Raw genomic sequence first — 12,495 nt, forward strand, 5'->3', positions numbered from 1 at the left:
GCGATCGGAAAGGATGGCTGCTGAACGGTATCGCCGGCGATGACGTCGTGCCGGTGCCTTCGACAAATCGCGGCATGACGCGCTGCCTTCAACATGCCGAGGCCAGATGGCATGCTCTCGATGAACGCAGCATGTACGACGTCATCCGCCGGCGCGCCCGACTTGGCTCCAGATAAGGCCGGGAATGCCGGCAGGTTTTTGCGTGACCGAGCCTCTCCCTTGATTTCGGACTTTCATCAACACAAGAAGGATCGCCATGGCCGCCATTGATCCCCTCACCGCAGGTGCCGTGTTCATCGCTACGGCGGCCACCGACGCGGTCTATGTGATGTTCACCTCCGCCGTGATCGCGCGCAAGCGCGTGCCGGCGGCGAACTGGAGCGCGGTCTGGTACCTGCTGTCCTCCTATGCGGTGATCAGCTACACCGACAATGCCTTCTATGTCGCGTTCGCGGCGATCGGCTCCTGGGTCGGCGCCTATGCCTCGCTGACCTTCCTGCACCGCCCGCCGGGCGGTCCGCCGGTGGGGGCAGCGCCGGAGTGAGGATGGAATTGTTGAAGCTTTCGCTGCCATTCCCGTCATCCTGAAGTGCGAGGCTTGCGATGCCACGCATCACAAGTCGAGCCTCGAAGGATGAACGGCCGAGGTGGCAGCCGGGCTGTCGCCCTTCGAGGGCCGCTGAAGAAGCGGTCACCTCAGGGTGACGGTCTGACTATGGATTTGCGGCGCCTCCACACACGAGACTACACTGCACCGACCAAGAAAAAGGAGTCAAACAATGGATCTCGGTCTCAAGGGCAAGAACGCCATCGTGCTCGGCGGCACGCGCGGCATCGGGCGGACGATTGCGGCGACGCTGGCCGGCGAAGGCGCCAATGTCGCGGTGTGCGCGCGCAATGCCGATCAGGTTGCGGCAACTGTCGCGGAGTTGAAGGCAAGCGGCATCAACGCCACCGGCGGCACGGTCGACGTCACCGACGGCGCGGCGCTGAAGGGCTGGATCGAAGCTGCTGCAAAGGAGCTCGGTGGCATCGACATGCTGTTCTCCAATGCCGGCGCGATGGCGCAAGGCGGCGATCCCGCGTCGTGGGAGCAGAATTTCCGGCTCGACGTTCTCGGCGCCGTGCATGCGTTCGATGCCGCACGACCGTTCCTCGAGACAAGCGGCGCCAGCAGCGGCGATGCGGCCTTCGTGATCATCTCGTCGATCGCGGCGGCGCAGGCCGACACGGCCAGCTCCTACGGCCCGGTCAAGGCCGCGCTGATCCACATGGCCAAGGGGCTGGCCCGGCAATATGCGAAGAAGAAGATCCGGGTCAACGTGGTCTCGCCCGGCACGGTCTATTTCAAGGGCGGCGTCTGGGAGATGATCGAGCAGAACATGCCCGAGCGCTACAAGGATGCGATGAGCCGCAACCCGACGGGACGCATGGCAACGCCCCAGGAGATCGCGAGCGCGGCGGTGTTTCTGGCGAGCCCGGTGTCGGGATTCACGACGGGATCGAATCTCGTGGTGGACGGCGCGATCTCGAACCGGGTGAATTTTTGAGGGGCACACTGTCATCGCCCGGCCTTGACCGGGCGATCCAGTATTCCAGAGACGGTTGTGATTGAGCCGAGGGGCCGCGGCGTACTGGATACCCGCTTTCGCGGGTATGACGACTGAGCGTGGGCGCGCGATCTCTCGACAAACTTGGCATTGCGAGTTAACGGATTGCGCAAAGCGCGGCCCGATGACGGGCTCAGAGAAGAAAGCCAGAATCTTCCCGGGGAACAGTCTGGACGCTTCGCCGCTTCTCTCCTCGCAGAGGCAAAGACGCTTATGGGGCGGATACGCGCGAACGTCGCCTGCGAATGAGCCACATTGCAAATTGTATGAGCCAATCCGGTGCGTTCAAATAGCGCAATGTATCGATCTGGCCCTGGTGTTCGCGGCTCCGAAAGCTGGCGTCGGAAAGGTAGGTCTCGTCGCTTTCACACCACTCCAATGTACGAACGATTTCCTCCTGCATGAGCCCGGTGTCAGGCAGCTTCTTGAGAAAGCTGAGCTCGCGCCGAAGACAGGCCGCCTCGATTCGATAGCGGCTCGATTCTTCATAGATGATCCCCCATCCCTCTAACCGTGCATGGGTCGCTTCATGGACGATAGTGGAGGCGATCCGCTCAAGTGTCATTGTCTCGTTGAGAACGTAACGTTCATCGAGGGCGCAGGCGTTCAGTGACCGATCATAGTGCGCCTGGGCGCTGGGGAGCAGATGTACCCATATTCGATCGAGATTGCGGGAGATACGGGAATAATTGAGTGTATCGTGACGCTTGATGAGTTGGAGCGCCTCTTCCACGCGGCGCAACGCCGGGTAAGGCTTGCTTTCGGTTGTCCCGATCCAAAGTCCGTCGATCATGCTGCTCTTGGAGAACCAGAGGCCCAGCCTGTCGATGCGGGAGGGCCTTCGCTCCGGCTTTACGGCGACGGCGAGGCCGCGCGATCGTTGCGGCGCTTTCAGCTGCAAATATTGACTCCCGCCGTGTCAAAATGGGCACTACGAATGATAGGCGCGCCTCGCTTTCAGGTTGCTTAGAGACTCGATTCAAATCGTATTGATCGCTGGGCAGGATCGGCCGATTCCTGCGGTTGTCCATAATCCCTCAATGAAAGTCCCGCGAGGGCGGCAGGATGCGGACGTTGCGGGGGTGACGGATTTTTTGGGCCGGCATGTCCGTGAGCGCGCGGGGGTCTTCGTTGAGGGGTTCGACGACGGTGGCGCCTGCCGGCAGCGGATGCTTGCGGGCGAGCGCATCGTTGGCGAGGCCGACCAGATCATGCGAGCGGTCGACCATGCGCTGGGCGATGAGATGCGTCACCTTTTCGGGGCTGCTCTGGATGTAGCCTTGAACCTCGATGAGGCGCGCGCCCATCACCTCCTTGCGGTACTGTTCCATGATCTTGGGCCAGACCACGACATTGGCGATGCCGGTCTCGTCCTCCAGCGTCATGAACACGACGCCGCTGGCGCTGCCCGGCCGCTGCCGCACCAGCACCACGCCGGCGCAGCGGACGCGGCGCCGCTCGTTCTCATGGCTGATCTCCTTGCAGGCGACGATCCGCTCACGCGACAACATCTCGCGCAAGAACTCCATCGGATGGCCTTTCAGCGAGAGCCGGATGGTCTGGTAGTCCGCGACCACCTGCTCGGCGCGCGGCATCAGCGGCAGCGGCTTGGCGTGCTCGTCCGGCTGCTCGCGCGCGGTGGCGGCCTCGAACAGCGGCAGCGGCACGTCGTCGGGCAGCCGCCGCACCTGCCACAGCGCTTCGCGGCGGTCGAGCCCGAGCGAGCGGAACGCGTCTGCATCGGCTAGCAGGATCAGCGCGCGCTTGGGCAGGCCGGTGTCGCGGGCAAAGTCTTCGAGCGAGGTGAAGGGACGGCGGGTGCGGGCGGCAATGATGCGGTCGGCCCAGTCCTGCTGAGGCATCGGCGGTGCTACACCTCTCCCATAGGGAGAGGTGAACGGAGCCTGCGGCAAGACCGGCCCAATCACGGAAAATTCTTCGGGTAAGTCCCGGAATGACGACCGGGAGCGCTTCAGGCGCTCCTCATCCTCGTCCAGCCAATGAAAGCCGTCGATCTGGCGGAAGCCCAGGCGCACGGCGCAGTATTTGCCGCTCCCTTCCTCCAGCGTGTTCTGCGCAAAGCTGTAGGACACGTCGATGTCGCGCACCTCGACGCCGTTCTTGCGGGCATCGCCGACGATCTGCGCCGGCGCATAAAAGCCCATCGGCTGCGAGTTCAACAGGCCACAGCAGAAGGCGTCGGGGTGATAGTGCTTCAGCCATGAGGAGATGTAGACGAGCTGCGCGAAGCTCGCGGCATGGCTCTCAGGGAAACCGTAGGAGCCAAATCCCTTGATCTGGTCAAAGCAGCTTTTGGCGAAGTTGGGATCGTAGCCGCGCGCGACCATGTTGCCGATCAGCTTCTCTTCATATTGACCGATGGTGCCGACATTGCGGAAGGTCGCCATCGAGCGGCGCAGGCCGTTGGCTTCCTCGGAGGTGAATTTTGCCGCCTCGATTGCGATGCGCATCGCCTGCTCTTGAAACAGGGGAACGCCTTTCGTCTTGTGCAGCACCTTGTAGAGTTCGTCCGCGGGACCATGCTCGGGCGACGGCGAAGGATAGCTCACCTTCTCGAGCCCGTTCCGCCGCCTCAAGTAAGGATGCACCATGTCGCCCTGGATCGGCCCGGGACGCACGATCGCGACTTCGATGACGAGATCGTAGAAGGTCCGCGGCCTCAGGCGCGGCAGCATGTTCATCTGCGCGCGGCTCTCGACCTGGAACACGCCGAGCGACTCCCCGGCACACAGCATGTCGTAAACCCGGGGGTCGTCCTGCGGAACGCTCGCCAGCACGAATCGCTGGCCCTTGTGCTGATCGATCAAATCAAAACACTTCCGGATGCAGGTCAGCATGCCCAGCGCGAGCACGTCGACCTTCATCATACGAAGCGCGTCGACGTCGTCCTTGTCCCATTCGATGAAGGTGCGGTCGTCCATCGCGGCATTGCCGATCGGCACATAGGTGTCGAGCCGGTCCTGGGTCAGCACATAGCCGCCGACATGCTGGGAGAGATGGCGCGGGAATTCGATCAGCTCGGTCGCAAGCTCAACCGCGAGGTTGATCATGGGATTGTTCGGATCGAGCCCGGCCTGCCTGACCTGCATGTCGTTGAGGCCCTTGCCCCAGCTGCCCCAGACGGTGTCGGCGAGCGCGGCGGTGACGTCCTCGGTCAGGCCCAGCGCCTTGCCGACGTCGCGGATGGCGCTGCGCGGGCGGTAGTGGATGACGGTGGCGATGATGGCGGCGCGGTGGCGGCCGTAGCGGCGGTAGACATATTGCATCACCTCCTCGCGCCGGGAATGCTCGAAATCGACGTCGATATCGGGCGGCTCCAGCCGCTCCTTGGAAATGAAACGCTCGAACAACAGGTCGACCTTGGTCGGGTCGACCGAGGTGACGCCGAGCACGTAGCACACGGCCGAGTTCGCCGCCGAGCCGCGGCCCTGGCACAGGATGTTCTGGCTGCGCGCGTAGTGGACGATATCGTGCACGGTGAGGAAGTAATGCGCGTATTTCAGCTCGGCGATCAGCGCGAGCTCCTTGTTCAGCGTCGCCCGCAGCTTTGCGTCGATCTTGTCGATGCCGCCGAAATATTTGTCGACGCCCGCCCAGGTGAGGTCCTCCAGATGCCCCTGCGCGGTCTTGCCCGGCGGCACCGGCTCGTCCGGATACTGGTATTTGAGCTGGTCGAGCGAGAAGTCGATCTTGTCTGCAAAACGCATGGTCTGCGCGATCGCCTCGGGGAAATCGCGGAACAACCGCGCCATCTCGCGTGGCGTCTTCAGAAAACGCTCGGCATTGGCTTCCAGCTTCCTTCCGATCGCCGCGATCGTGGTCTTTTCCCGGATGCAGGTCAGCACGTCCTGAAGCGGACGGCGGCGGGGATCGTGATAGAGCACCTCGTTGGTCGCGAGCAGCGGCACCTTGGCCTTCATCGCGAGATCATCGAGCCGCGCCAGGCGACGCTTGTCGTCGCCGCGATAGAGCAGGCTCGCCGCCAGCCACACGCCCTCAGCGCGGCTCGCCTTCAGCTTTGCGAGCACATCCAGCACCTGCGACGGCTCGAAGCGATGCGGCAGCGTCAGGACCAGGAGCTGGCCTTCCGAGAATTCCAGGAGATCGGCGAAGGTGAGACGGCACTCGCCCTTCTCGATCCGCGTGATGTCGTCGCCGCGCTTGCCCCTTGTGAGAAGCTGGCAGAGCCGGCCATAGGCGGCGCGATCGCGCGGATAGACCAGGATGTCGGGCGTATCGTCGCTGAAGACGATGCGCGCGCCGATCAGCAGCTTCGGCTTGTGCAGCACCTCGTCATTGTCGAGCTCCTTGTAGGCCCGCACCACGCCCGCGAGCGTGTTGTGGTCGGCAATGCCGATCACCGGAATCTCCAAAGCGCTCGCCTGATGCACATAGGCGCGCGGATCCGAACCGCCGCGCAGGAAGGAAAAGTTCGTGGTGATGCCGATCTCGGCATAAGCGGGGCTGTTCATGCGAAGAGACCGTGCACATACCAGCCGGGAGACGCGGGCTTGCCGTCACCGTCGAACACCTCGCCTTCATAAAGACCGTCGCGAAAAATCCAGAACCGCAGGCCTTCGGCATCCTCGATGCGGAAATAGTCCCGCGTCAGCTGCTTGCCGTCCTGCCGCCACCATTCCATGGCGATGCGCTCGGGCCCTTCCACCCGCACCACCGCATGCAGTGCACGCCGCCAGGTGAACTGATGCGGCGGGCCATCGGGCACGGTCGCGAACGGCACCTTGATGGGTTCCGGCTTGTCGAACAGGCGCAAGGGGCGCAGCGGCGGCTCGCTCTCGGTGCGAGCAGGCCATTCGGCCTGCATGGCAGCCGCGAGATGGTGCTGCGCCGATGCGGCCAGCACCGCGCGTTCGGGGATATGGGTGTCCTGCGGCAGGTGCACGACGACGCGCTTGCCGCCGATGCGGGCGGCGATGCGGTCGATCAGCGCGGCAAGCTCGTCATTGTCATGGACGTGGGCGTCGAGATCGCGCTGCTCCTGCACCACGATCTCGGTGCGGCTCGCCGACAATCGCACCATGTCGAAGCCGAAGCCGGGATCGAGGGGATCGGCGAGCGCATCGAGCCGCTCGCGGAACAGGCGGTCGATCACCGCGCTACGCGTCACGGGACGCCCGGTCTCGACCGTGATCGTACGCACCACGCCGTCGGTGCGGAAGAAGGCGGCTTCCAGCCGGCGTGCGCCCTTGCCCTGTTTCTCCATCGAGGCAATCAACGTGTCCGCCAGGCGCGACAGCGTCATTGCGATCATTGTGTCGGTCGCGATCGGCTCGGCGAAGCGCTTCTCCACGATGTAATCGGGCAGCGGCTTGCGCGGGCTGATCGGCGCATCGCCCTGCCCCAGCGCATGCGCGAGCAGCGTGGAGAACCGCGCACCGAACCGGGCGGTGATCTCGCCCGGCGCGCGCGCGGCGACATCGCCGATGGTCTTCAGGCCGGCGCGGCGCAAGCCGGTGGTGATGGCCTCGCCCGCGCCGAGCGCGGACACCGGAAATGCGCCGATCGCCGCCGCCTCCCCGCCATCCGCAACGATGCTGCCTGAGGCCTGCCGCGTCAGCGTGCGCGCACAGACCGAAGTGCTCGCGATCGCCGCGCCGACGGCAAAGCCCTGGCGGGCCAGCGCCCGGACCAGCGTCGTGAGCAGCGTGGCCTCGCCGCCGAACAGATGCGCGCAGCCGGTGATATCCAGGAACAGCCCGTGCGGCGGATCCAGCGCCACCAGCGGCGTGAAGCGGTCGCACCAGTCGGCGATATCACTAAGCGTCTTCGCATCGGCCACGAGGTCGGCGTCGAACACGCGCAAGTCTGGGCACATCGCCCGCGCATTGGCGAGCGGCTGGCCGATATACAGGCCGAGACGCTCCGCGGCCTCGTCCAGCGCATGGATCACCAGCGCATTGTTGTCCTTGATGACGACGATGCTGGGCTCATTGTTGCTCTTACCCAGTCCGGCGCTGCTGAAGAACCGCTGAATCCGGTCGATGGGCAGGCGCGGCAGCCACAGGCTGAGAATACGTCGACGGCTCGCTGAACTGGCACTCATCACAATTCCATTCCATGATCCACCGGCCGCACGGGCCATGACGATTGCGCAACAGCTCGGCATCGAAGCGCGGCGTGCCCCAGACATCCCATGCGGCACCCGGCGGCGAATGCGCCGCGCGCAGCATCCATCGCGTTTCCGCGGTCGAGGGCAGCGGCTGCGCGGCCATCCGCAGCATCAGGCCGGTGACGCCGGAGCCTTGTGCGGCCAGCGTCAGCTTGCGGCTCGCCACCAGATCGAACTGCCTGACATCGCCCCAGAGCTCGAGCACGACGGCACCGAGCGCATCGCAGGCGAGCGCATCGGCCGAGGTGCGCAGCGCGCTCTCGACATCGGCAGCGCGCACCGTCACCACGCGGCGCGGATCGAGGCCGAGCTCGGCGAGACCGTTCATCGACAGCGCGCCGGTTTCCACTTCCGAAAAATCCTGCCGAACCCACAGCAGCGGTTTGCGTGCCGAGACGAGCCTCGCGAGACCCATGACGAAACCCGTCGCGGCCGCGCCCTGGCGCCCCTCGCAAAACACCTCATGGACCGCCGCACGCGCAAGCCCGCCCTTCAGCGCGCCATCGGCCTCGTGATGGCCGAGCGCGGCGCGATCGTGCTGATGCACGACCTCCGCAGTCTCGATGCGCTCGATCTGGCCGCGCAGGATCGCAAGCGCGCTCATACGTGCGCCGCTCATGCTTCGCCGCTCCTCAGAAGTGATTGCCGAGATTCTCAAAAAGAAGAACCTGCGGCTGGCTCATTTGTTCATGATATGTTCTAATATAAAGCTAACGGCATCCGAAGAGTCAATCGAATTGGCGCGACTTCGGATTCATGAGCGGAATCAAAGGGATTCAAATATGGACGTGCAACGCAAGCTGGAGATCCTGGCGGATGCCGCCAAGTACGACGCCTCCTGCGCCTCCAGCGGCACCGAGAAGCGGGATTCCAGCGACCGCAAGGGCATGGGCTCGACCGCGCCAGGCATGGGCATCTGCCATTCCTATGCGCCGGACGGACGCTGCATCTCGCTACTCAAGGTGCTGCTGACCAACGCCTGCAATTACGACTGCCTCTATTGCGTCAACCGCGCCTCCTCGAACGTGCCGCGCGCCCGCTTCACCATCGACGAGGTGGTCAAGCTGACGCTCGACTTCTACCGGCGCAATTACATCGAGGGCCTGTTTCTCTCTTCCGGTATCATCCGCAGCCCCGACTACACCATGGAGCAGGTGGTGAGCGTCGCGCGCAAGCTGCGCGAGGAACATCATTTCCGCGGCTACATCCACCTGAAGACCATTCCCGAAGCCGACGACGCGCTGATCGCGGAGGCCGGCAAATATGCCGACCGCCTCTCCATCAACATCGAGATGCCTGAGGAAACGAGCCTGCAGCAATTCGCGCCAGAGAAGGACGTCCGCGCGATCCGCCGCACCATGGGGCGGCTGCGGCTGAAGCTGGACGAGGCCGAGGAGAACCGCGCGACGAAGACCAAGGCCAAGCCGCAGCGCTTCGCGCCGGCTGGACAGAGCACGCAGATGATCGTCGGCGCGGACAGCGCGAACGACCACACCATCCTGCACACCAGTGCCAATCTCTACGGCTCGTACAAGCTGCGGCGCGTCTATTATTCTGCCTTCAGCCCGATCCCCGATGCCAGCCGCGCCTTGCCGCTGGTGCAGCCGCCGCTGCTGCGCGAGCACCGGCTCTACCAGGCCGACTGGCTGATGCGGTTCTACGGCTTCGACGTTGCGGAGATCGTCGACGACAGCGCGATGCTGCCGCTCGACATCGATCCCAAGCTCGCCTGGGCGCTGCGTCACCGCGACCGCTTTCCGCTCGACGTCAACCGCGCCAGCCGCGAGGAGCTGCTGCGCGTGCCGGGCTTCGGCACCAAGGCGGTCGAACGCATCATCGCGGCGCGGCGCACCACCACGATCCGCGCGGCCGATCTCACGCGGCTGCACGTGCCCCAGCGCAAGGCGCTGCCCTTCATCGTCCTCAGCGACCACCGTCCCTCGCCGCATCGCCTCGATGCCGCCGGTCTCATCGAACGGTTCAAGCCGAAGGCAACGCAACTGGGATTTGGCTTCTGATGCAGTACATCACGCTCGACACCGAAACCGATTTCGACGGCTGGCGCAGAGCCGCGCGAAGTCTCGTGCTTCATCACGTGGATCCAGCGGATGTCACCTGGACCGTGCACGGCGGCGAAGCGGATTTGTTCGCACCGCCCTCGCCGTCTCCGATCCTCGAGGTGAACGAGGGCACCTTCAACGTACCAGGCAAATTCGTCGAGCTCGCCAAGGCCGCCATCTTGCACCGCGATGGCGAACGCTTTGCGATCCTCTATCGCCTGCTGTTCCGGCTGAAGGACAATAGCGACCTTATCGAGGTCGCGACCAACCCCGATGTCGCGCAGGTCACTTCCATGGCAAAAGCGGTCCATCGCGACGAGCACAAGATGCATGCCTTCGTGCGCTTCCGTGAGATCGGCAGGGAACGCGAGGCGCATTACGTCGCCTGGTTCGAGCCGGAGCATCACATCGTCGAGCTCGCAGCCCCGTTCTTCGCAAAACGTTTTGCCGACATGCCCTGGTCGATCCTGACGCCGGACCTCTGCGCGCATTGGGACGGCCACGCGCTTTCGTTCACGCAGGGCGTCAGCAAGAGCAAGGCGCCGGGCGAAGACCGGCTGGAGGAAACCTGGCGGCGCTACTACGCCAGCATCTTCAACCCCGCCCGGCTCAAGGTGAAGGCGATGCAGGCCGAGATGCCGAAGAAATACTGGAGGAACCTGCCCGAGGCTTCGATCATTAAGCCCTTGATCGAGGACGCCGAGCGCATGACCGGTGCCATGATCGCCAATGCCGCAAGCGATCCGCACAAGCCTCAGAAGCGGCCGGAGGCCCCGATGCCACGCAAGTCTGCCGTTAGCGATCTCGAAGCGCTGCGTGAGGAAGCCGCGCATTGCCGCGCCTGCCATCTCTACAAGGACGCGACGCAGACCGTATTTGGCGAGGGCCCGAAGTCCGCAAACATCATGCTGGTCGGCGAGCAGCCCGGCGACAAGGAAGATCTCGCCGGCCATCCCTTCGTCGGCCCTGCCGGTCAGATGCTCGACCGCGCGCTGGAGGAGGCAGGCGTCGACCGCAAGAAGGTCTATGTCACCAACGCGGTGAAGCACTTCAAATTCGTGCCGCGTGGAAAGATCCGCTTGCACCAGAAGCCGAACACGCCCGAGATCCGGGCCTGCCGGCAGTGGTATGAGCGCGAAGTTGCGGCGCTTCAGCCCGAACTGATCGTCGCGATGGGCGCAACCGCCGCTCAAAGCGTGTTCGGCAAGATCACCCCGATCGGGAAGAACCGCGGACGGCTCATCGAGCTTCCCGAAGGCCGCAAGGCGCTGGTGACCGTGCACCCGTCCTATCTGCTGCGGCTGCCTGATCCCGAAGCCAGGGCGCTGGAATATCGGCGCTTCGTCGAAGATCTGAAGATCGCCGCCGGCCTGCAGAGGAAAGCTGCGCGCGCCGCCTGATCAGACGGCAGTGCGGCTCACGACGCCGCAAGCTGCTCCTCGATCAGCTTCACCCAGTAGGACGTGCCGTAGACGATCGCCTCGTCGTCGAAATTGTAGGCGGGGTGATGCAAGCCGGCGCTATCGCCATTGCCGCAGAAGATGAAGGCGCCGGGCCGCGCTTCCAGCATGTATGCGAAATCCTCGCCGCCCATCAGCGGCGCCATGTCGTGCACGTTGGCCTCGCCCGCGACCTGCGTGGCAATGCGCCGCGCCACCTCGGTCTCCGCCGCATGGTTGTTCACGACGGGATAATTTCGCTTGTAGCGCAGGTCGATCTTGGCGCCGGTGATCTGCGCCACGCCCGCCACGACTTCACGCACGCGCTTCTCGACCAGCTTGCGCACTTCCGGCGACAGCGTGCGGATGGTGCCTCTCAGCGTCGCCGTCTGCGGAATGACGTTGCGGGCGTGGCCGGCGTGGAATTCGCAAATCGAGATCACCGCAGATTCGAGGGGATCGACGCTGCGCGCCACGATCGACTGCAGCGCCGTGATCACCTGCGCGCCGACCAGAACGGAATCGACGCATTTGTGCGGACGCGCGGCGTGGCCGCCGACGCCCTCGATCATGATGTCGACCTCGTCGGTCGCCGCCATGATCGGGCCCGGCCGGATCGCGAACGAGCCGACCGGAATGCCGGGGCCGTTGTGCATGCCGTACACCTGCTCGATGCCGAAGCGCTCCATCAGGCCGTCCTTCACCATCGCCGCACCGCCGGCGCCGCCCTCTTCGGCGGGCTGGAAGATCACGACTGCATCGCCGGCGAAGTTGCGGGTCTCGGCGAGATAGCGCGCCGCCCCGAGCAGCATCGCGGTGTGGCCGTCATGGCCGCAGGCGTGCATCTTGCCGGGGATCTTGGAGGCGTAAGGCAGGTTGGTCTGCTCCTCTACCGGCAGCGCGTCCATGTCGGCGCGCATGCCGATGGCCTTGAGCCCCCCATCGGCGGGTTTGCTGCCCTTGATCACGCCCACCACGCCGGTCTGGCCGAGCCCGGTGACGACTTCATCGCAACCGAACTCCCGAAGGCGCTCTGCGACGAATGCTGCGGTGCGATGGACATCATACAGTAGCTCGGGATGCTGGTGGATGTCCCGCCGCCAAGCCTGGATATCGGGTTGAAGGTCGGCGACGCGGTTCACGATGGGCATGGAGGGTCTCGAGCTTGTTGGAAATATGCAATCTATCATGCAAGCGCCGGTCCACCCAACCGTCCAGCATCGGGGTCTAGCCCT

General features: G+C 64.5%; 9 protein-coding genes. 4 read left to right on the forward strand and 5 right to left on the reverse strand.

Annotated features, from left to right (window positions below; translation table 11 throughout):
- Positions 1 to 256: 256 nt before the first annotated feature.
- Positions 257 to 544 carry a hypothetical protein gene (locus tag AC3WLX_RS07205; RefSeq protein WP_492335258.1) on the forward strand — a complete coding sequence of 96 codons (288 nt, stop codon included), beginning with the start codon at positions 257 to 259 and terminating at the stop codon, positions 542 to 544.
- Between the two features lie 235 nt (positions 545 to 779).
- Complete coding sequence (locus AC3WLX_RS07210; RefSeq protein ID WP_492335259.1) at positions 780 to 1,550, forward strand: SDR family NAD(P)-dependent oxidoreductase; 771 nt, start codon at positions 780 to 782, stop codon at positions 1,548 to 1,550.
- 271 nt (positions 1,551 to 1,821) lie between these two features.
- Here the strand turns inward: AC3WLX_RS07210 and AC3WLX_RS07215 are convergent, their stop codons facing one another.
- The 4 genes from AC3WLX_RS07215 to AC3WLX_RS07230 form a co-directional block, all read right to left on the reverse strand.
- Positions 1,822 to 2,511, reverse strand: coding sequence for a hypothetical protein (locus tag AC3WLX_RS07215; RefSeq protein ID WP_492335260.1), 690 nt, complete (start codon positions 2,509 to 2,511; stop codon positions 1,822 to 1,824).
- A 136-nt stretch (positions 2,512 to 2,647) separates the two neighbouring features.
- Positions 2,648 to 6,103 carry an error-prone DNA polymerase gene (locus tag AC3WLX_RS07220; protein ID WP_492335261.1) on the reverse strand — a complete coding sequence of 1,152 codons (3,456 nt, stop codon included), beginning with the start codon at positions 6,101 to 6,103 and terminating at the stop codon, positions 2,648 to 2,650.
- Entirely contained in the window at positions 6,100 to 7,695 is a 1,596-nt protein-coding gene (locus AC3WLX_RS07225; protein WP_492335262.1) for a Y-family DNA polymerase, read from the reverse strand. The genes AC3WLX_RS07220 and AC3WLX_RS07225 overlap by 4 nt, the downstream gene beginning before the upstream one ends.
- Positions 7,592 to 8,380, reverse strand: a complete 789-nt coding sequence (locus AC3WLX_RS07230) for an ImuA family protein (protein ID WP_291619678.1) — start codon at positions 8,378 to 8,380, stop codon at positions 7,592 to 7,594. The genes AC3WLX_RS07225 and AC3WLX_RS07230 overlap by 104 nt, the downstream gene beginning before the upstream one ends.
- 163 nt (positions 8,381 to 8,543) lie before the next feature.
- Between AC3WLX_RS07230 and AC3WLX_RS07235 the strand changes: the two genes are divergently transcribed.
- Positions 8,544 to 9,779: a putative DNA modification/repair radical SAM protein gene (locus AC3WLX_RS07235; protein WP_291619676.1), complete on the forward strand. Its 1,236-nt coding sequence runs from the start codon at positions 8,544 to 8,546 to the stop codon at positions 9,777 to 9,779.
- Positions 9,779 to 11,221: a UdgX family uracil-DNA binding protein gene (locus tag AC3WLX_RS07240; protein WP_492335263.1), complete on the forward strand. Its 1,443-nt coding sequence runs from the start codon at positions 9,779 to 9,781 to the stop codon at positions 11,219 to 11,221. Before AC3WLX_RS07235 ends, AC3WLX_RS07240 begins: the two co-directional genes overlap by 1 nt.
- Before the next feature lie 17 nt (positions 11,222 to 11,238).
- Here AC3WLX_RS07240 and AC3WLX_RS07245 read toward each other — a convergent pair whose 3' ends face one another.
- Complete coding sequence (locus AC3WLX_RS07245) at positions 11,239 to 12,411, reverse strand: M20 aminoacylase family protein (RefSeq protein WP_492335264.1); 1,173 nt, start codon at positions 12,409 to 12,411, stop codon at positions 11,239 to 11,241.
- Between the last annotated feature and the right edge of the window lie 84 nt (positions 12,412 to 12,495).

It is taken from the genome of Bradyrhizobium sp. FW305-F6 (assembly GCF_058782905.1).

Bases quoted from the DNA above. Each gene is read 5' to 3' on its own strand.
- AC3WLX_RS07205 (WP_492335258.1), top strand. From the start codon at position 257: ATGGCCGCCATTGATCCCCTCACCGCAGGTGCCGTGTTCATCGCTACG.
- AC3WLX_RS07220 (WP_492335261.1), bottom strand. From the start codon at position 6,103: ATGAACAGCCCCGCTTATGCCGAGATCGGCATCACCACGAACTTTTCC.
- AC3WLX_RS07230 (WP_291619678.1), bottom strand. From the start codon at position 8,380: ATGAGCGGCGCACGTATGAGCGCGCTTGCGATCCTGCGCGGCCAGATC.
- AC3WLX_RS07210 (WP_492335259.1), top strand. From the start codon at position 780: ATGGATCTCGGTCTCAAGGGCAAGAACGCCATCGTGCTCGGCGGCACG.
- AC3WLX_RS07245 (WP_492335264.1), bottom strand. From the start codon at position 12,411: ATGCCCATCGTGAACCGCGTCGCCGACCTTCAACCCGATATCCAGGCT.
- AC3WLX_RS07235 (WP_291619676.1), top strand. From the start codon at position 8,544: ATGGACGTGCAACGCAAGCTGGAGATCCTGGCGGATGCCGCCAAGTAC.
- AC3WLX_RS07225 (WP_492335262.1), bottom strand. From the start codon at position 7,695: ATGAGTGCCAGTTCAGCGAGCCGTCGACGTATTCTCAGCCTGTGGCTG.
- AC3WLX_RS07240 (WP_492335263.1), top strand. From the start codon at position 9,779: ATGCAGTACATCACGCTCGACACCGAAACCGATTTCGACGGCTGGCGC.